18 protein-coding genes and 1 pseudogene are annotated in these 18861 nt (G+C 51.3%); 2 read left to right on the forward strand and 17 right to left on the reverse strand.

The features are described from left to right. Positions 1–10 precede the first annotated feature (10 nt). The 7 genes and pseudogenes from lptG to D9734_RS13185 all read right to left on the reverse strand — a co-directional run bounded on the left by lptG (position 11) and on the right by D9734_RS13185 (position 6480). Positions 11–1090 (reverse strand): LPS export ABC transporter permease LptG, encoded by a 1080-nt coding sequence (gene lptG / locus D9734_RS13155; protein WP_130208011.1) that lies wholly within the window; start codon positions 1088–1090, stop codon positions 11–13. Next, a pseudogene (gene lptF / locus D9734_RS13160) lies at positions 1087–2157 on the reverse strand (LPS export ABC transporter permease LptF). The gene lptG and the pseudogene lptF overlap by 4 nt, the downstream one beginning before the upstream one ends. A 30-nt stretch (positions 2158–2187) precedes the next feature. Further along, positions 2188–2745 (reverse strand): YtfJ family protein, encoded by a 558-nt coding sequence (locus D9734_RS13165; protein WP_130208061.1) that lies wholly within the window; start codon positions 2743–2745, stop codon positions 2188–2190. A gap of 11 nt (positions 2746–2756) precedes the next feature. After that, positions 2757–3581 carry a hypothetical protein gene (locus D9734_RS13170; protein WP_130208013.1) on the reverse strand — a complete coding sequence of 275 codons (825 nt, stop codon included), beginning with the start codon at positions 3579–3581 and terminating at the stop codon, positions 2757–2759. Next, the gene (locus D9734_RS13175) at positions 3578–4930 is read right to left on the reverse strand and encodes a lipopolysaccharide biosynthesis protein (RefSeq protein ID WP_130208015.1); all 1353 of its coding nucleotides are present in this window, start codon (positions 4928–4930) and stop codon (positions 3578–3580) included. Before D9734_RS13175 ends, D9734_RS13170 begins: the two co-directional genes overlap by 4 nt. A gap of 46 nt (positions 4931–4976) precedes the next feature. Then, positions 4977–5735 (reverse strand): hypothetical protein, encoded by a 759-nt coding sequence (locus tag D9734_RS13180; RefSeq protein ID WP_064529665.1) that lies wholly within the window; start codon positions 5733–5735, stop codon positions 4977–4979. Between the two features lie 31 nt (positions 5736–5766). Continuing rightward, positions 5767–6480 carry a dTMP kinase gene (locus tag D9734_RS13185; protein ID WP_130208017.1) on the reverse strand — a complete coding sequence of 238 codons (714 nt, stop codon included), beginning with the start codon at positions 6478–6480 and terminating at the stop codon, positions 5767–5769. A 173-nt stretch (positions 6481–6653) separates the two neighbouring features. Between D9734_RS13185 and D9734_RS13190 the strand changes: the two genes are divergently transcribed. Further along, positions 6654–7346 carry a dTMP kinase gene (locus tag D9734_RS13190; RefSeq protein ID WP_130208019.1) on the forward strand — a complete coding sequence of 231 codons (693 nt, stop codon included), beginning with the start codon at positions 6654–6656 and terminating at the stop codon, positions 7344–7346. A gap of 47 nt (positions 7347–7393) precedes the next feature. On the opposite strand, the gene pitB is transcribed toward D9734_RS13190, so the two are convergent. Both pitB and gss read right to left on the reverse strand, forming a co-directional pair. Further along, a complete protein-coding gene (pitB, locus tag D9734_RS13195; protein ID WP_130208021.1) occupies positions 7394–8893 on the reverse strand; it encodes an inorganic phosphate transporter PitB in 1500 nt (499 codons plus the stop codon). 302 nt (positions 8894–9195) lie between these two features. Continuing rightward, complete coding sequence (gene gss, locus D9734_RS13200; RefSeq protein ID WP_130208023.1) at positions 9196–11055, reverse strand: bifunctional glutathionylspermidine amidase/synthase; 1860 nt, start codon at positions 11053–11055, stop codon at positions 9196–9198. A 204-nt stretch (positions 11056–11259) separates the two neighbouring features. On the opposite strand from gss, the gene yghU reads away from it, so the two are divergent. Next, positions 11260–12126 (forward strand): glutathione-dependent disulfide-bond oxidoreductase, encoded by an 867-nt coding sequence (gene yghU / locus D9734_RS13205; RefSeq protein WP_126665286.1) that lies wholly within the window; start codon positions 11260–11262, stop codon positions 12124–12126. A gap of 122 nt (positions 12127–12248) precedes the next feature. On the opposite strand, the gene hybG is transcribed toward yghU, so the two are convergent. Genes hybG through hybO form a run of 8 tightly spaced genes read right to left on the reverse strand, consistent with a single transcriptional unit; the run spans position 12249 to position 18794 of the window. After that, entirely contained in the window at positions 12249–12497 is a 249-nt protein-coding gene (gene hybG, locus D9734_RS13210; protein WP_000334896.1) for a hydrogenase maturation factor HybG, read from the reverse strand. 12 nt (positions 12498–12509) lie between these two features. Then, positions 12510–12851: a hydrogenase maturation nickel metallochaperone HypA gene (gene hypA, locus D9734_RS13215; protein WP_000544953.1), complete on the reverse strand. Its 342-nt coding sequence runs from the start codon at positions 12849–12851 to the stop codon at positions 12510–12512. Further along, a complete protein-coding gene (gene hybE / locus D9734_RS13220) occupies positions 12844–13332 on the reverse strand; it encodes a hydrogenase-2 assembly chaperone (protein WP_000796938.1) in 489 nt (162 codons plus the stop codon). Before hybE ends, hypA begins: the two co-directional genes overlap by 8 nt. Next, positions 13325–13819, reverse strand: a complete 495-nt coding sequence (locus D9734_RS13225; RefSeq protein ID WP_001221941.1) for a HyaD/HybD family hydrogenase maturation endopeptidase — start codon at positions 13817–13819, stop codon at positions 13325–13327. Before D9734_RS13225 ends, hybE begins: the two co-directional genes overlap by 8 nt. Further along, positions 13819–15522: a hydrogenase 2 large subunit gene (gene hybC / locus D9734_RS13230; protein WP_000083065.1), complete on the reverse strand. Its 1704-nt coding sequence runs from the start codon at positions 15520–15522 to the stop codon at positions 13819–13821. Before hybC ends, D9734_RS13225 begins: the two co-directional genes overlap by 1 nt. Next, positions 15519–16697: a Ni/Fe-hydrogenase cytochrome b subunit gene (gene hybB / locus D9734_RS13235; protein WP_000017694.1), complete on the reverse strand. Its 1179-nt coding sequence runs from the start codon at positions 16695–16697 to the stop codon at positions 15519–15521. Before hybB ends, hybC begins: the two co-directional genes overlap by 4 nt. Beyond that, positions 16687–17673 (reverse strand): hydrogenase 2 operon protein HybA, encoded by a 987-nt coding sequence (gene hybA / locus D9734_RS13240; RefSeq protein WP_001081870.1) that lies wholly within the window; start codon positions 17671–17673, stop codon positions 16687–16689. The genes hybB and hybA overlap by 11 nt, the downstream gene beginning before the upstream one ends. Positions 17674–17675: 2 nt before the next feature. Then, complete coding sequence (gene hybO, locus D9734_RS13245) at positions 17676–18794, reverse strand: hydrogenase 2 small subunit (protein ID WP_130208025.1); 1119 nt, start codon at positions 18792–18794, stop codon at positions 17676–17678. Between the last annotated feature and the right edge of the window lie 67 nt (positions 18795–18861).

Raw genomic sequence — 18861 nt, forward strand, 5'->3', positions numbered from 1 at the left:
GGCGGGATTATTAATGTTGCCTGTCGTACCAATACACCAGCATTAACGCCACCAGCACAAACGCTACTGGTAAACCGAGTGCGGTAGCGGGCGCACTCAACGCAAATAGCAATCCCAGATTGACCATGATTTGATAGCTAATCCAGGTAAGCAAGCCAACGATGACGCCTACAGCGAGACGGCTACCCATCCCTGGTGAGCGCGGGGCGCTAAAGGTAAAGGGCACAGCAAGTAAAATCATCGCCAGAGTTAAAATGGGTTGCCCCAGCTTCTCCCACAGTGCAAGGCGGTATTCGCTGCTGGGTTGTCCGGTTTCCTGCAAATAATGGATGTAATGATTGAGCTGACGGACAGAAAAAGTATTCCCCGGCATCGATAACTCTTCAAGATTCATACTGGTGAAGGCCGATTGCCAGCCAAGATTATCTGATGTTTCCAGCGTTTCTTTGCCATTCAGCCATTTTTTATGATTCACGCCGTGCAGGATCCACGTTTTGTCGTCTTCAATGGTGGCACTGCGTGCATAAATGTAGGATTCGAGCGAGAGATCGTCGCGATAGTGAAATATCTCTATGCCTACCGGCTGGCCCTGTTCGTTCAGCGATTTCACCGTCACAAATTCATTACCGCGCCTGGCCCACAGCATATTGCCGGTAATGTCATCGTCATCCCCCAACGCTATCGCGGTAGATTTGATTTGCAGCGCCTGTTGCTGCAATGGCGACGCCACCCACTCATCAATCGCGCCTAACGAAACAGTCCACAGTATCCCGGCGACCAGCGCCACCAGTGCAATACGGAAGATAGAAAACCCCGTGCTGCGAATGGCGGTAAGTTCACTATTTTTCGATAACTGCCCGAGACCAACAATCCCACCCAATAACGCGATAAACGGCGAAAGTTCGACCAGTGTGCGCGGTAAGGTCATCAGTACCACCAGCACCGCCTGAGTCCAGAGATAACCACCCGGACTGACATCATCCAGTTCGTTAATCAAGTTGAAGGTGGTAAAAAGCGGCAGCAGTAGCCCGGCAGCGGCAGCAAAACCGAGGAAGAGATGGCGGATTAAATAGCGACTGAAAACATTCATCGGGAAAATTTCTGCAGCAAGGAGAAGTCGCGTGCGACCAGCATCAACAGGCCCATTAGCATGAGTCCGGGCACTAACCACAAACCAGGAATGAGGGGAATCGTGCCGTTAGCCACCAGCGTACGGCAGACGTCACCGCCATAAAAAATGGCAACAAACAGCAACGTCAGTGGCAGTAACGTTGAAAATCGCCCTTGCCGCGGTTTTACCCGACTTAAAGAGATGGCCAGCAGAGCCATCAACAACGCTGTCAGGCCACGGCTTTGTCGCCATTGCAGTTCGGCATGATCGGCAGGAAATACAGAGCGCGCCAGTTCCGCGACCGATTATGCTTTACGTTTGACGTTGGCACTTTGATCCAGTGGATTAAGATGTAATTGCAGATTACGGTAGATCTGTTCGTTGTCGTCACGCCCCTGATGATCAAGAAGATAGGCGGTCCCGTTGTGCAACATAACGGTCGGTTTCTCGGGTGATGGGTCAACCACATCAACCGAACGGGCGCGGAAAACACGGGTTCGATTGGCAGTAGAAGTATAAATCAGCGCGTCAGTCAGGCGATTATTATCCTGATCAACCGTCTGCGAAATGATCATTCGTCCGTTATCGTTAGTGTTAAATTTCTTTGCCCGCAACTGGCGAACATCCAGCTCCGACTGCGACTGTTGTTCCAGTTGATAAATCTGCGCATAAGCCCAGGGCCGACCATACATCGACAACAGCGTGACAAAAATACTTAATGGAATTGCCAGATACAGAACGGCTTTATACAAACGTGCGGGACTGGCGCCCGCCGCAGAGATAGCGGTAATTTCTGAGTCGGTATACATCTGCCCAAGTGTCACACCAACCGACACATACAGGCCCACTGGAAGTAACATTTCAAGCGCTATCAGCACTTTGTAGAAAACAACATTAAGTACTACATCAAGCGCTAAAGTCCCATTGGCTGCTTCGGTCAGGTAACGCTGTGCAGAGTAACTGGCGAAGATAAAGATCAAAAAACCAACGATAATCAGCACCAGACGGCGCGTACCACGCATGATGTAGTGTTCAACCAGCTTCATCTCACTAACGTCCTCAATCCTTTGAGTTTTTTATTCATTGATCAGCTTCTGCGCCAACGCAATGACCTGATCAACCTCTTCTGGCGTCAGGCTGCCGTCCTTCGCCCACTGAATTTGCCCGTATTTATTCAGCACCAGAATGGTTGAACTCTGTTTCGGCAGTTGCCAGGCAACGCGCCCCAGACCGCTGCCGTCGATTACGAATTGCGCCCACGGATAACGACGTTTATTTTTTTCAATTTTACCTGTCACAAAATAGCCAGTGCCGAAGATTACATCATCGGTGTTCACAATGGTGGTGGGCTGAAAACGATCCTGAGGAAAGTTTGCTGTTTCTACTGCTTTGATTAACAGAGAGTTCTTCTTCTTCGCTGACTTTCGTCCGGCGATATACTGAATAATGCGGACTTTTCCCTTCAGCTGCGTGCTGTTCCACTTTTGATAGTAAATTTCGTCATTTTTGAGCAGCAATTCGCCACCGTCCTGAATATAAACAGGTGTGATCGGTTTTCCGATGACGAAATTGTGCGCAGTAGCGCCGAACGAGAAGAGTGAAAATATCAGCGCAGTAATCAGACGAGAGGGCATCATTACTCCGGTTATAGCGGAAAACGCGAAATCAGCAGTTCTAAGCGCTGACGAATATCGCTGTCGAGTGCCACTGGCGCATCATACGATTGGCGATTGTCCAAATCATCCGCCACCATATCGTCGTGCTTATCCCCCATCAGGCCATTAATGGCCGCCAGGAAGCGGGAAATCTGCAACGCCTCTGTATTTTCGGGATCAATCGATCTTAGAGTGTCGTAATAAGAAACCTGCTGACTGATGATTTTTCGCACATCATGAAATTCCCTGCCGGTTAGCTGCGGCCTGGCAATAATTTTTTTCAGGATGCGCATTTGCTTCTGGCGATAAGCGATAAAACCATTAACGCTTTCTAGCTGGCTATGGCGTAATGAATAGTTCACCAGCCACCAGACAGGAGAGCTTAAATAAATACGTAACAGGTTGCCGTAATACGACACAATATTTTTCTTACCGTTACGAAAACCATCCTGAAAATGCCCCAGAAAAACGGTCGTTTTGCCAAATAAAAAACCAGCCTGATGCTTCTTTAAATACAGCCGTTGCGCAAAACGCAGATGCTTGTAGCGCGCTCGCATGTATTTATACTGTTTGCGTTCTTCGTCGGTAAGAGGGTCACCTTTAGCCTGCTTCAGGGTCAGGTGGAGTAACGCCTTGCGATTGACTCCGTCCAACCAGAATCTCAGGCATAATGCATAATTATCATGAATAATTTCCGATGAACAACGCAGTGCGATCGTTGGTGGTAAGCTAACTTGAGCGTCAACAACATCATCTTCTTCGACCGCGATAAATAAACGCTCACTGACCTCAAGTGGAAAATATTTTTTCATCATTGGGATTTTTCTCCCACTGCGTTATAGGCCAATAAATGGCGTTGAAAGAACGCCTTTAATGTCGGAATTAACGAGAGCACCACATCAAGACATTGCCCACCGAAGTAAGCAAATGCTGCCCCCAGCACGCCTAACAGATGGCAGAACATGAACAGCAACACGATGTAGCCGATTGAGGCGATGGTTTGCGCCACGAGAAAAGCACGCTGTTTCCCCGCCATTAGCAATAATGACTCCTGTGGGAAGCCCAGCATCGAAATAACAATGGCTCCGAGCATCACCTGGATCAGGTCATACGCTTCGAGATACTTAACACCAAACACCAGTGAAATAAGTGGCTTGCCAACGATTAACACGGCCAGCGCCACCAGAATGCCAATCCCACCAGCCAGTAATCCAGACTTCACACCCAGGAGCCACGGTCTGGTAGTTCGTGGATCTAAGCGCATGACTTCAGGGTAAAAACTCTTACCCAACAAACTGGCGGGCGTCCCGGCAGCATCGAAGAATGTCATGGCGATTTTAAATAACCCGGCAGCAGCTGGCCCTAATACGATCCCCACCAGTACCGTGCTACATGAATTACGCGCCGACCAAATGGAATGGGCAATGTTGGTTGACCAGACAAAACTCCATGCGCCTTTGATGTGTCGGGCAGACTCAAACAGATTCAATTTGAACGCGTTATGGATATTTCTGCGGCGTAATTCGCGCGCGGCAAACCACCAGTACATGGTGCCGCCAACCAGATTCGATGCGTACCAGGCGATAACAAATCCGGCAAAGCCAAAGTTAAAATACCAGGCGATTACGCTGCCCGCCGCACGCAGAAAAGGTTTCGTCGCCTGCTGTACAGCAATTAAGTCGAAGCGATCAACCGCACGCAAAATGCCAGTCGGCGTGGAGGAAGCCATTGAAGGAATAAGTGTGCAATAGAGCGCCGCCAGCCAAAAGCTTTGGTCATCCAGACCTAATGAATGGGAAAGGAATGGCAGTAAGGCAATGCCGCCGACAATCGCCACCGCGCCGCTGACGATATCCAGCGAGAAGGAAAATGAGACAACATTACGGAATTGCTGAGGATTATTGTTGGTTAATGCTGGCGTTCCGTACTGCACCACCAACTGCCATGTCTGAAACTTAATAAAATCACTAATCGACTTGGCATAAGACTGTATGACGACAAGTACGCCAAACATCGCTGGAGTCATTCCTTTACCGGCGCACGAAAGCGCCAGTAAGCCCAGCAAGGCACTCACGACATTGCTGGAGCCTAACCAGGCGCTGTTACGAATAATGGTGCGAAAGGCTCCATCTGCAAACCAATGTTTGATGTTAAAACCTGCCAATTCAGCCTGACCTTATCGTTGAAAAATGAAAAATATCCCGTCTGCCTTAAGTCAAGCTTCGGCGGTCAGAAACGATGGCAACCAGAGAAACCGCTTTCTGTGCCTGTTCCAGCACTTCGCTGTAGGGCGCTCTGGAATCAATCTCTAAAATTTTTGTGCCGTTATAGCCAATCTTCGACATGACGCCGATTTTGTCCTGCAACTCGGCATAGTCATGGTCAGGCTTGCGGGAGATGGCAGTATCAATATCAATCCCCAAACGAATGATTAATTCAGGACGGTACTGCGCCATTTGTTGGTATAACTGTCGCTCGCGCTGCGCCAGAAATTGGTTGATTTTCCCGGTCGCGCGTTCGACGCCAATCCCCGGCCCGTCATAATAAAAACCGGAAATTTCCGCCTGCGGAAAGCGATCGCTGACCACCAGTACGCCGCTTTGCGCCAGTCGCTGAACCTTACGAAGGTTCGCCATTCTTCGCAGCGAGAAGCAGTACATAATCACCGCAGCCCAGAGCGCCGGAGAGCGAGTTTTCATGCTTTGGGTTTTCGAGGATTTTGCCGCCAGTCGCCGCTCCAGCCAGACACCAACCAACGGTAATCGTTTGATTTTGTCGCCGTCTTCACCGGACAGTAGCCCCAGATAGCGCCGCTCGGTTTGCCAGTGCTGTTGCAATGATTTCACCAGATCGGTGGTCAGCGTGGATTTGCCGGTGCCATCGCACCCGACCACCGCAATTAGCCCCGGAATGTAGCTGGGCTGCGGCGCGGTAGTGCTGTTAACAGCTTGCGTTTGTAGTGCATCCATTCTTTAAATCATCCCCTATCCATTTTAGTGATCAGGAAAGTGCGGCGTGAATTGCACGTAGTGACGCTTGCAGGATTTCATCGGCTGGTTGCCGACCATCCAGTTCAAGGATCCTGGCGCCGTTGAAAGTCAGTTGCGGCGTAACGGCGATTTTTTCCTGTAACGCCGCCAGTTGATGGTCAGGTTTACGCGAAAACGCGGTTTGTTCATCAATGCCAAGACGAATCAACAATACGGGCAAATAAGACGCCATCCATTGGTACAGCTTCAGCTCGCGCTGCCTTAACATTTTTACCCAGCCGTTACCGCCTTTAGTTTTAGCCAGTTGTGGACCATCAAAACGAAAGCCAGGGACTTCAACCTGCGGGTAGCGGTCGGTAATCAACAAAAAGCCATGCTGGCTTTTTCTCAACATTTTTCGAAACTTGTACGCCCGCCAGCAGGAAAGCAAATAGATAACCAGCGCGGTAATATTGCCAGGCGGTGTTGAGGGCTTTTCATGTACATGAGCTGCCTTACCCCGCAGATAACGCCCAAAAGGGGCGCCAATTATAGGGAACTGTGAAATCCATTCGCCAATTCGTCCGGAAGACTGCCCAAGATAAATTTGTTCTGTTGGCATTATTGCTGCCAGTTCATTCACCAGGCTTGCCGTGAGGGTCGATTTACCTGAACCATCACATCCCACAATGGCAATAACACGCACTGGCATGGAATTAATTATTGACATATTACGTTGATTCACGAAAAACCCGGCAGCAAATAATGTATTGAATATTACGTGGTCCGTGCTCAGAATATCCGTTCAACCTTATTGTGACAATGGTTAATTGTCACATTGACCTGAATTACGCTTTCATTAAAACATATTAACCAGATAAATATTTGGGATGGATATTTAAATTTAAGGATATATTCATGCAGTCTATAACACCTCCATTAATAGCCGTTATTGGTAGTGATGGTTCAGGCAAGTCAACGGTTTGTGAACATCTCATTACCGTTGTCGAAAAATATGGCGCCGCAGAAAGAGTTCATTTAGGAAAGCAAGCCGGAAATGTCGGTCGTGCCGTGGTAAAACTGCCCTTAATGGGAAAATCGCTTAATAAATCAATTGAACGCAATAAAGTGAAAACAGCGAAAAAATTGCCTGGGCCAGTTCCGGCGCTGGTAATTACAGCGTTTGTCGCCCGCCGCTTACTGCGCTTTCGTCATATGCTTGCCTGTCGTCGTCGCGGGTTAATTGTTTTAACCGACCGTTATCCACAGGACCAGATTCCTGGCGCTTACGATGGTACGGTGTTCCCGCCTAACGTTGAAGGTGGTCGTTTTGTGTCATGGCTGGCAAGTCAGGAACGTAAAGCATTTCACTGGATGGCGAGCCATAAGCCTGATCTGGTCATCAAACTCAATGTCTCCCTGGACGTGGCCTGCGCGCGTAAGCCTGACCACAAACGAGAATCTCTGGCGAAGAAAATTGCCATAACGCCAAAGTTAACCTTTGGAGGCGCGCAACTGGTTGATATCGATGCCAACCAACCGCTGGAACAAGTGCTGGTTGATGCGGAAAAAGCGATAATGGATTTTATGACAGCGCGAGGTTATCGCTAGTCAGAAGTGATAATGCCCGATCGCAGGACCGGGCATTAACAGGAAGGTTAGATAAGCTGCAATGCAATCCAGTACAGACTACCAGACAGAAAAATTGCCGCCGGTAAGGTAAACACCCACGCCATCAGGATACTGGTTACCGTTTTACGCTGTAACCCACCGCCATCTACCACCATCGTCCCCGCCACCGCAGAAGAGAGTACGTGAGTTGTGGAAACAGGCATCCCAATATAACTGGCAAGACCGATAGATACCGCCGCCGTCATCTGCGCCGCCATCCCTTGCGCATAAGTCATGCCGCGCTTACCAATTTTCTCACCGATGGTCATCGCTACACGGCGCCAGCCAATCATGGTGCCAATACCGAGTGCTAAAGCCACCGCCATGATGATCCACACTGGAGCATATTCAATGGTGCTTAACATATCGCTGCGCAGTTTTTTCAGCAGGCTCTGGTCTTCTTTGCTAACGCCTGGCAGTTTCGCCAGCTTCGCAGAGGTATCAGAGATACAAAGCATAATACGGCGCAGCTGACTGCGTTGACTTACGTTTAACGGCTCGTAGCTTTCCATATTGCCCGGCAGCATCGTTTTAACGCGCGCAATCGCATCAAAGGTATTTGCCGGATGACAATGGAACTCCGTCACTTGCGTGCCATCAGTCGATGCCGCAGGCAATGGAGGTTCCATCGCAATCAACTTCTGCGGTAGTTCAGGATGCTGTTGCAGATAGTGTTCGAAATTGATGACGGCATCGCGGGTACGGGTAATTTCATAGCCGGACGCGTTCATATTGACGACGAAACCTGCAGGGGCAATCCCCACCAGTACCAGCATCACCAGGCCGATCCCTTTCTGCCCGTCGTTCGCGCCGTGCGAAAACGCCACGCCCGCAGCGGAAACAATCAGCGCAATACGCGTCCAGAATGGCGGCTTACGTTTGCCCTTTTTCTTTTTGCGATCTTCAGGAATGCGGTGAATACGGTCACGCTTTTTCGTCCCGCTCCAGAAACGGCGCAGCAGGAAAATCAGCCCACCCGCAATGACCAGGCCGACGATGGGGGAGACAATTAACGAGGAGAAAATCTTGGTCACTTCACGCAGGTTTAACGCATCCATCACCGACGAGCCGGTCAATAGCGCGTTGGTTAAGCCGATGCCGATAATCGCGCCAATCAATGTGTGTGAACTGGAGGCAGGTAAACCAAAGAACCACGTTCCCAGGTTCCAGATAATCGCCGCCAGCAGCATGGAAAAGACCATCGCCAGACCGTGGGTTGACCCCATATTCAATAGCAAATCGGTTGGCAACATATGGACGATGGCATAAGCGACGCTAAGTCCGCCCAATAACACGCCAAAAAAGTTAAAAAATGCCGCCATTACCACGGCAAGCTGTGGCTGCATGGCACGAGTATAAATAACGGTTGCCACCGCATTCGCCGTGTCATGAAAACCATTAATTGCTTCATAGAACAACACAAATGCCAGAGCAAGTAATAACAAAAGCCCCGTGTATATATCAAGGCCAACAAATAAATTTAGCATATATTAGATTACGCCATTTTGAATTTACGAACGGACGCATTATCAGTGACTTTAACGGCGCGGGCAAAGTGAAATATCATTTTTTAACGATAAAAAGAGTGTTATTTCTTTAGTATCAGATAATAAGTTGCCATTCAAAATTTTAAGAAATAATTAATGGCGAATCATTTCAATTATTAATACATTCATATAGTGAATTTATTAACTTAATGTATTTCAATATTCAATATTTTGAGCATTCCATGAACGATTCTCCGTGCTGATTATTTTTGATAATCAGCACGGGTTTGCGAAAAAGTCTATTACTCTTTCAGCACAATTAACGGCTCAATATCACTCTCTTTTTTGATGACCAGAGATTCATCGCCGCGCAAACACGTCCCACCGTAGTTGCCGCCCACGGTGAAAGTACATACCTGAATGTATTTACCGTCCACTTTTGGCAGACACCACAGTTGCTGGTAGATATTTTTCTGCTCGGCAAATTTACCGCTGGTTTGGTCGAGCACCTCTTCATGATGGCTGACCAGGTCGATATTGCTACCACAGCGACCGGCAATCGGTTTCACGGCGTAACCGGTTTTCACCAGTTCATCATTAACAGTGAAATCGGTATCCAGCAGATAACGATGATGCGGGAACAGCGACCAGAGAATTGGCAGAATCGCTTTGTTGCCAGGGATCACCGTCCAAAGCGGTTCAAAAACCAGCACTTCCGGGCGTAGCAGAACGTCAATCAGGCGCACTTCATTTTGCGGATGACCAGTGCGAATCGGGACCGCAGCAAATTCACGGTCGCTGACTTCGCGAATCTGATCAAACGCCGTTTCCCACGCCCAGGTCTTCCAAACGCAGTTAACCAGTCGCCCTTCCCCATCAATTAGTTGTCCGGCAGCATCCCAGCCCAGTTCATCTAGCCCGCGCAAGATACGCGTTTCAAAGCCCGCCTGTTGCAGCGCCTGCTCCATAAACTGAGCGTGATAGTTCTCTTCAATATCTTTGTCCTGCATGATATGGACAAACGGACGCGCGCGACTGTGTTTCCACGCGCCAGCCAGTTCGGTAATCAGACCTTCCGCCGGATTGAAGCCGTTGCCTTTATAGCCCTGCTCCGCCCAACGTTCGAGGATCAAGCCCGCTTCAGTATGACAGGAGGCGGAGTCGGCGTTGTATTCATAGACCTTCAGGCCACGCTCATCCATACAAAAATCCATACGACCGGTGATCATATGGTGGCGACGACGCTGCCAGGAGAGACGCAAACGCGGCCAGAGGATTTTCGGAATATCGAACAGTGCCAGCAGGTTGTCATCTTTCAGCACTTTATCGGTAGCGTGAAGATACATCAGATGCAGCTCGTTGGTGGCTTTAACCAGTTCCTGTTCGGCGCTCTCCGTAATGGTGTAGTAATGATACGGATCCTGATTGATCACCTGACCGTTCGCCTGCACGTAGGCGTTTTGCAGCGGATCTTTTTCATCCAGCCATTTACCGTCAAACTGGCCTTTGTCTTCCAGGCGCGCTCCGCTGATCTTCAACAAATCGCCTGCAATTTCCGGCTGTGGCAAGCTGTATTCGGTATCTTCCGTCTGAATCATCCAACCCAGAATAGTGGTGTCATCAAAGGTGTCTTTGAGGGTATAGCAGCCGTTTTCTACCACCATCTCCAGCTCGCGCGTCCACTGTTGCCCTTGCGGCAACGGGGAATGAATCACGTTCTGTTCGGCAATACGGACTTTGTTGCCATGTAATTGCGTAATGATGGCGACATGGCCGGTATCTTTAAATTCACCGCCTTTATCCCAGATAAGAAGCGCGCCCGCGACCGGCGCACGCGGCGAACCGTTAGGAAATGCCTGCAATGGCAGAATGTTGTCATTAACCACTTCACGCAAGAAGCGCAGCGAGAAAATCTCCCACGCCATGCCCACGTCAGTGAAGACCACACCGTAGTTCAGAAAGAGAAAACGGCGAGCAAACTCAACGCATTGCCATTTGTGGCCCATATATTCGTCGTCGATATAGCTACGGAATACGGCGTCATCTTCGTATTCCTGCGGATCGAGAGAACTGTAATCTGAAGAGTAGATTGCTACACCACCGGGGGCGTAGCCCAATAACGTCCCGAACGGGGCATCCTGGCTGGTCGTTCCTTTGCTCATCACTTTACCTTTAACAATACAACCTAAGCAGTTGGCGTAATTGTTGTGCTCTGATTACCTGCTCAGCGACATTAACCGGACAGAGGTTAGACTTATCATACACCTCAACGCAGCGGCTGGCGCAAAGGGTTAAAAAATTCACATTCTGTACAGCAAGTGACCTGCTACACTGCTTCAACACTACCACTCAGAAGGCAACTCACTATGGCAGACAATACTTATCAGCCCGCGAAAGTCTGGACGTGGGATAAATCCGCTGGCGGCGCGTTCGCCAATATCAATCGCCCGGTTTCTGGTCCGACACATGAAAAAACGCTGCCCGTTGGCAAACACCCATTGCAACTCTATTCGCTGGGAACGCCGAACGGTCAGAAAGTAACGATTATGCTTGAGGAGCTGCTGGCGCTGGGCGTCACCGGCGCAGAGTACGACGCGTGGCTGATTCGCATTGGCGATGGCGATCAATTCTCCAGCGGTTTTGTCGAAGTGAACCCGAACTCGAAAATTCCCGCTCTGCGCGATCATACGCATAACCCGCCAATCCGCGTGTTTGAGTCAGGATCGATTCTGCTTTATCTGGCCGAGAAATTTGGCTACTTCCTGCCGCAGGATCTGGCAAAGCGTACCGAAACGATGAACTGGCTGTTCTGGTTACAGGGCGCTGCGCCGTTCCTCGGCGGTGGTTTTGGTCACTTTTATCATTACGCGCCAGTGAAAATTGAGTACGCCATTAACCGCTTTACCATGGAAGCCAAGCGTCTTCTCGACGTGCTGGATAAGCAGCTGGCGCAGCACAAGTTTGTTGCGGGAGACGAGTACACCATTGCGGATATGGCGATTTGGCCGTGGTTTGGCAACGTGGTGTTAGGTGGCGTGTATGATGCCGCAGAGTTTCTTGATGCGGGCAGTTATAAGCATGTGCAACGCTGGGCGAAAGAAGTGGGCGAACGTCCGGCAGTGAAACGTGGGCGTATTGTTAACCGCACCAACGGGCCGCTGAACGAGCAGTTGCATGAGCGCCATGACGCCAGTGATTTCGAGACAAATACGGAAGATAAGCGTCAGGGGTAATGGTTGGTGTATATCGCAGCAAGCCATGTAGGCCGGACAAGGCGTTCACGCCGCATCCGGCAATCAGGCACAATGCCTGATGCGACGCTGCCGCGTCTTATCAGGCCTACGAAAGCTAATCATCACGCGCTGGTAATGTCGTAATCCATTTGGCGCAGTGCGTCTAATGTGGCTTTGGCTTCGTCTTCGTCGATGATGCTCATGGCAAATCCGACGTGCACCAGTACCCACTGGCCCAGCAGATCGGCAGGGTTACCTTCGCAAATCAGGGCGATATTCACGTCGCGCTTGATACCACATACTTCAACCTGCGCAAGCTGGTGAATATCTTCACCGACAGCCAGCACCTGGCCTGGAACGCCAATACACATTGTTAACTCCGGTTATTCAACTTCAATACTTTTGACGATCAGCGAATCGCCGGTATCGACACGCAACCGCTCGCCGTGACAGAGCGGACACTGCGCATCGTGCTGATGAATCTCCACCACCTGGCTGCAATCCCAGCACCAGGCCTGGGCGGGTTTATAGACGATATGTAAATCGCACCCTTGCGCCACCGTTCCGTGGCAGACAATTTCAAAACTAAAACGGACGGCGCTCTCCTCAACGCAGGAGAGCGCGCCAATTTCCAGCCACACGGCGGTGACGCGCTTAACATCGTGCTGCTCCGCCTGCCGTTGGATAATCTCAACGGCGCTCTGGCAAAGCGACAACTCATGCATTTTCGCCACTCCTGCGACCAAACAGCAGGGCGCGACGCCCTGCATGTGGTACATCCGGATTAGTGACTGGCAGCGAAAGGATCATTCGCGCGCAGTCATCCGTCAGGCGTTGGCCCTCTTCAATCGACATGCTGTGCGAAAGCGGCGACATCAGCGAGCAGGAGAGGTATTGCGACACACCGTCCAGTTCGCCAACGGTAAAGGTCATAGTGCCATACGGCAGTTGCAGACCGATTTTTTCACTCACTTTGCGCAGCGGCCAAAGTTGATCCGGGCCGGGGAAGATAACTGCACTCAGCATCCACGGGGTGATCACACACCCCGTCCACTGACCTTCGAACAGCGTAAAGTCGGAAACATACACCGGCATTGAAGGATGCAGAAAAGAGAGATCATGCATCGAACGCCGGGCAATTTCTTCAAATGCTGCCTGTACTTGCGCCTTCGGGGAGGTCTGGAAACCTGCTATCTCTTCAGCCATGAGTTGCCTCCCGTGGGATAGCTTCCACGCCTGATTCGCGCAGCGCAGCCAGAACCTGCTCAAGCGCAGGTTCAATCATTGCTTCAACCGTCGGCGTTAAGCCGATGTGCGGCTCCAGCGATTCCGGGATCACGCCGACCAGGGTCAGCTTTTTCGGAAACTCACCGGTGAAGCGCAGGGCCGACAAGACGTCGGCCAGGCCAAGCTGATGCGGAGAGATTTTGTTGGTAAACAACGCCGGAACTTCTTCATCCCGCAGGATCATCATCGTTCCCGGCGCGTTCTTTTTCGAGACAATGGCATCGGCAATAATCAGATGATCGCGATTTGCCATGTCGCCAAGCAGCTCCATTCCCGCCGTGCCGCCATCGAGGATCTCAACATAATCCGGCAGAATGTATCGTTGCTCTAACGCTTCAACAATCCGCACACCGATGGCTTCATCGGTCAGCAAAATATTGCCGACCCCTAAGACTAAAATACGCATTACAGAACCTTCACTGAAACCACTTCGTTGCCGTCGGCATCCACTACGTGTACCGCACAGGCCATGCACGGGTCGAAGGAGTGAATGGTACGCACCACTTCCAGCGGTTTATTCGGATCGGCAACCGGTGTACCCACCAGCGACTGCTCGTAAGGACCGACGTCATCATTGAAGTTACGCGGACCGGAGTTCCAGGTTGATGGAACAACCGCCTGGTAGTTGCTGATGATACCGTCTTTGATCACCATCCAGTGAGAGAGCATACCGCGCGGCGCTTCGAGGAAGCCAACGCCTTTAAACTCACCCGTTGCCGGAATGTTCGGTTTCACAAAGGTGGTGTGATCGCCTTTGCCGATATTGGTGATCAGTGCACTGTACTGGTTTTGCAGGATATCCTGCAATTCGCAGCAGTGAACGGTACGACCAATAATACGGCCCAGCGTGGAGTGCAGTTGTGCCACTTCCAGCGTGTTGCCGGTCAATTTCTGATAAATCGCAACAATTTCATTCAGTTTGTTCTGGGTAGATTCGCGACCAGCAGCCAGTTTCACCAGCATGTTAGCCAGCGGACCCACTTCTACCGTTTTGCCGTAGAAAGTCGGCGATTTCACCCAGGAGTATTTACCGTCGTCAGACCAACCGTCGTAAGCCGGAATGGTGGTGCCTTCCCACGGTGCCTGCGGCGCTTCGTCTTTATACCAGGAGTGCTTCGCGCTTTCCTGAATCCCTTTGATCAGGTATTCATCGGAATGAGAAGTGATCGGACGATACGAGGACAGATCCGCATTCTCAATGTAGCCGCCCGGGAACAGGAAGCTGCCGTTTTTGCTGTCGGTCGGGAATTCCGGCACGCTCAGGTAGTTCACCGCACCTTTACCGCGCGTCAGCCATTCCGGGTAGAACGCGGCGATAACGGCGGTATCAACCTTGTAAACCTGCTCAACAAAGTCGCTCAGCTTGTCGATGAAAGACTTGATGTACATCAGGCGCTCAAGGTTCAGCACACCCAGACCGTCGAGGTTGATTGGGTTAGCGACACCACCTACCGCCAGGTTCTGAATGTGCGGCGTTTTACCGCCCAGCAGCGCCACGACGCGGTTAGCGTCACGCTGGCATTCCAACGCTTGCAGGTAGTGCGCTACCGCAATCAGGTTCACTTCCGGCGGCAGTTTCATCGCCGGGTGACCCCAGTAGCCATTGGCGAAAATACCCAGCTGACCGCTGGCAACCAGATCTTTGATCTTGTTCTGAACTTTGGTGAACTCTTCCGGGCTGTTCAGATGCCAGGTCGAAACGCCTTTCAGCATTTCGGAGGCTTTGGTTGGATCAGCTTGCAGTGCAGAAGTGATGTCCACCCAGTCCAGCGCCGAAAGCTGATAGAAATGAACGATATGGTCATGCGTGGTGTGCGCAGCCAGAATGATGTTACGGATGTATTGCGCATTAACCGGAACGTCGATATTCAGCGCACTCTCTGCCGCACGAACGGAAGACAGTGCGTGAGTAGTAGTACATACGCCACAGATACGTTGCACAATCATCCATGCATCGCGCGGATCGCGGTTTTTCACGATCTCTTCCATGCCGCGCCACATGGTACCGGAAGCCCATGCTTTCGAAACGACGCCATTTTCGATTTCGCAATCGATGCGTAAATGCCCTTCAATTCGGGTTACCGGATCAATAGTAATTCTCTGGCTCATGCTTTGCTCGCCTCATGACGATTATGATCGTTTTGTTTTAAAGGAGGAAGTATCGGCAGTAGACGAATGAGTACGATGTAAGCGCAAATCTCAATAGCCACAAAACCAATAGAAATCAACAGTTCTTCCCAGGTCGGGAAGTAGGCGTAACCGCCGCCCGGGTTGAATGCCACCAGCGAATAGGTCAGACGCCAGGTTGCACAACCTAACAGCGCGCTCAGTGCCGACAGGAACAGCATGCGGGAATCATTGCGCAGCTTCGCCACACGCAGAACCACCAGCGGGAAGAGCATCAGCAGGACTTCAATCCAGAACATCACGGAGTAGAAGTCACCGGCAAACGCCAACGACAGCTTGTCGCGATAGATAAGCTCGCCAAAGCGCAGCACGATGAAAATCGCCAGCAACACACTGATGGTGTTGGTCAGCTTGACGAACAGGCTCTTTTCATCTGGACCATTGCCACGCAGACCCGCCTGCACCAACGAACCTTCAAAGATGACAATCGAGAAGCCCATGATGAACGCCGTCAGCAGCGAGAACAGCGGCAACATTTCATAGCTTTGCCACAGCGGATGCACTTTGTAGCCCGCCGAGATCATCAGTGACCCCATTGAAGACTGGTGCATGGTCGGCAACAGCGCGCCAAGTGCAATGATGAAGAACATCACCTTGTTCAGACGCTTGAGAGAAACCTTCCAGCCCAGACGTTCAAACAGTGCCGGAGCAAACTCCAGTGCCATCACGCCGATGTAGATGGTCATACAGACCGCCGTCTCGAACAGTACCGAGTTCACGTTAAAGTGACCCGGAATGTAGAAGTACGGCAGGTTCCAGTAACGACCAACGTCGATGGTGATCGACAAGCCGCCCAGTGAATAACCGAACAGACTTGCCAACAGCGCCGGACGCACCAGCGGATGGTATTGCCCACGGTTAAAGACGTATACCGCCCACGCCAGCGCCCAGCCGCCACAGGCAAAGCCGGTGCCGATCAACAGGTCAAACGCGATCCACACGCCCCACGGGAAGCCGCCGTTCAGGTCGGAGACAGAGCCCAGACCGAACACCAGACGCTTCACAATCAGGAGCATACAGATGACGATTAACGGTCCAAAAATCATGACCGGTTTACTGATGATTTTGCCGCCCAGCGGTTGTGGATCATGACTCATGATCGTCTCCTCCGTCGTGATGGTCGTTTTTGGTGTTGCGACGAACCAGCACGGTTAAGCCCGCCAGCACAGCCAGTGGTAGCATCATGCCTTTATACAGGGTGTGTTGAATATTTTCGGAACGCGCACCGGTAGAAAGATCGTCCAGTTTCGGCAGGTCGAGATTTTCATAAGGCACACCCGTCAGTACCAGAACCTGAGTACCGCCGCCCTCTTTCTCGCCGTACAGATGCGGATAATATTTCGGCACCGTATGCAGGTAAGTGTCGCCAGATTTCAGCGTCTGACGCGGATAGTGGTATTCGCTGCCAGGCTTCAGCGCCAGACGTTTTTTCGCCTCCGCCATCAGCTCTTCACGCGTACCAAAAATCACCGCCCCCGCCGGGCATACTTCTACGCAGCCAGGCAGACCGCCTTTATCGAGACGTTCCACACCTTTCTGGTTGCACAGCTCACATTTATGCAGCGCACCAAACGGGTTGTTGTAGTCGTACTTCGGCACGTTGTACGGACAGGCAACCATGCAGTAACGGCAGCCGGTGCACACATCTTTGTCGTAATGGACAATGCCGGTTTTCGGATCTTTTTTCAGTGCAGAAACCGGACACACGGAGACACAGTTCGGATCGACGCAATGCATACACTGTTTCTTAATGTACGCGTAGCCGTTCTCTTCCTGGTCTTTGTTGACGCCCGTGCCGCTGGTCCACACCTGAATGATGTTATTGGTATACGGCGACAGTTTGTCGTTGTTCGACCAGGTCTGTTCCCCTTGCGGGTTACGTTCAGGGAAGTTGATATCCTGACACTTGGTGACGCAAGCCTGACAGCCTACGCACAAGGTCGAGTCGTACAACATACCCAGCGATCCCGGAATTGGCGGGCGGTTTTCAGCAGCCGCATGACTGACAGACGGCAGTGCGCCCGTCAGCAATGCCCCGCAGGAGGCTGCTTTAATAAAATTACGTCTGTTCACGGTTATTCTCCCCGTGAGTCAGCGTTATCTTTCTTTTGCTGACGACCCAGTTCACGCACCGCCATCACGCTGACACCGGCAACCAGCCCAACCACACCGCCGAGCAAACCGATAGCGCCCGCAGAGACGTTGCCGCCTTCTTTAGCGTTGACATCCGGTTTTTGTGAACGCGGCGTCTGGTTTTCGACGTTGGCAAGCTGATGGATGCCTTTATGGAAGCCGACACCTTCTTCGTTACAGCCATAGCATGGGTGACCAATTGCCACCGGCCACACGCCGCCAACGTCGCAGAATTGCAGCGTTGAGCAGTTGCCGTAAGTTTCTGGCCCTTTACAGCCGAGGTGGTACAGGCACCAGCCTTCGCGGTGGCCTTCATCGCCGAACTCTTTGGCAAAACGACCAGCATCGAAGTGCGGACGACGTTCGCAATGTTCGTGAATCAGACGACCATAAGCGAAGGTCGGGCGGTTTTTGTTATCCAGCTTCGGCGGTTTACCGTAAGTGATGATGTGCGCAACGGTCGCGAGGAAGTTGTGCGGGTTTGGCGGGCAGCCTGGAATGTTAATAACGGTTTTGCCTGGCAGAACTTCTTGCAGGCTGACCGCGCCAGTCGGGTTAACCCCGGCAGCGGCGACGCCGCCCCACGCGGAGCAGGAACCGATAGCGATAATGGCTGCTGCGCCTTCTGCCGCTTTACGGATGTGGTCCACAATCGGCTCACCGGCAACCATGCAATAAATACCGTTATCTTTTAATGGGATGGAACCATCCACAACCAACACATACTGCCCTTTGTATTTCTCGAGCGCGTTGTGTTTGTTCTCTTCAACCTGATGGCCGAAGGCGGCAGAAAGCACTTCGTGATACTCCAGAGAGATAGTCTCCAGCACGAGGTTTTCTACCGTTGGATGCGTCGCACGAAGCAGAGATTCCGTACAACCGGTGCATTCCTGCGCGCCAATCCAGATAACCGGCGGGCGCTGCGGGTTAGTGACCGATTCGGCCATCTCTGCGGCGGCTTTGCTACTTAACCCCATGGTGGCGGCTAATGCTGCACAAAGCTTCATGAAATCACGACGATTAATGCCGTGAGAATGGATGAGGGTGTTATCTCCAGTCATTTATAGTTATTCCGTTGCGAAGACCTGGCATATATTTTGCCTCAACCGCAAAATCAATAATGCGATC

The organism is Escherichia sp. E14S1, from assembly GCF_004211995.1.
Taxonomy (GTDB): domain Bacteria; phylum Pseudomonadota; class Gammaproteobacteria; order Enterobacterales; family Enterobacteriaceae; genus Escherichia.

What these genes read in the sequence shown, in the direction of transcription:
- hypA (WP_000544953.1), bottom strand. Translation starts at nt 12,851, where the DNA reads ATGCATGAGTTGTCGCTTTGCCAGAGCGCCGTTGAGATTATCCAACGG.
- hybB (WP_000017694.1), bottom strand. Translation starts at nt 16,697, where the DNA reads ATGAGTCATGATCCACAACCGCTGGGCGGCAAAATCATCAGTAAACCG.
- D9734_RS13225 (WP_001221941.1), bottom strand. Translation starts at nt 13,819, where the DNA reads ATGCGTATTTTAGTCTTAGGGGTCGGCAATATTTTGCTGACCGATGAA.
- pitB (WP_130208021.1), bottom strand. Translation starts at nt 8,893, where the DNA reads ATGCTAAATTTATTTGTTGGCCTTGATATATACACGGGGCTTTTGTTA.
- D9734_RS13165 (WP_130208061.1), bottom strand. Translation starts at nt 2,745, where the DNA reads ATGCCCTCTCGTCTGATTACTGCGCTGATATTTTCACTCTTCTCGTTC.
- lptG (WP_130208011.1), bottom strand. Translation starts at nt 1,090, where the DNA reads ATGAATGTTTTCAGTCGCTATTTAATCCGCCATCTCTTCCTCGGTTTT.
- hybO (WP_130208025.1), bottom strand. Translation starts at nt 18,794, where the DNA reads ATGACTGGAGATAACACCCTCATCCATTCTCACGGCATTAATCGTCGT.
- D9734_RS13180 (WP_064529665.1), bottom strand. Translation starts at nt 5,735, where the DNA reads ATGGATGCACTACAAACGCAAGCTGTTAACAGCACTACCGCGCCGCAG.
- hybG (WP_000334896.1), bottom strand. Translation starts at nt 12,497, where the DNA reads ATGTGTATTGGCGTTCCAGGCCAGGTGCTGGCTGTCGGTGAAGATATT.
- hybC (WP_000083065.1), bottom strand. Translation starts at nt 15,522, where the DNA reads ATGAGCCAGAGAATTACTATTGATCCGGTAACCCGAATTGAAGGGCAT.
- D9734_RS13190 (WP_130208019.1), top strand. Translation starts at nt 6,654, where the DNA reads ATGCAGTCTATAACACCTCCATTAATAGCCGTTATTGGTAGTGATGGT.
- hybE (WP_000796938.1), bottom strand. Translation starts at nt 13,332, where the DNA reads ATGGCTGAAGAGATAGCAGGTTTCCAGACCTCCCCGAAGGCGCAAGTA.
- yghU (WP_126665286.1), top strand. Translation starts at nt 11,260, where the DNA reads ATGGCAGACAATACTTATCAGCCCGCGAAAGTCTGGACGTGGGATAAA.
- gss (WP_130208023.1), bottom strand. Translation starts at nt 11,055, where the DNA reads ATGAGCAAAGGAACGACCAGCCAGGATGCCCCGTTCGGGACGTTATTG.
- D9734_RS13170 (WP_130208013.1), bottom strand. Translation starts at nt 3,581, where the DNA reads ATGATGAAAAAATATTTTCCACTTGAGGTCAGTGAGCGTTTATTTATC.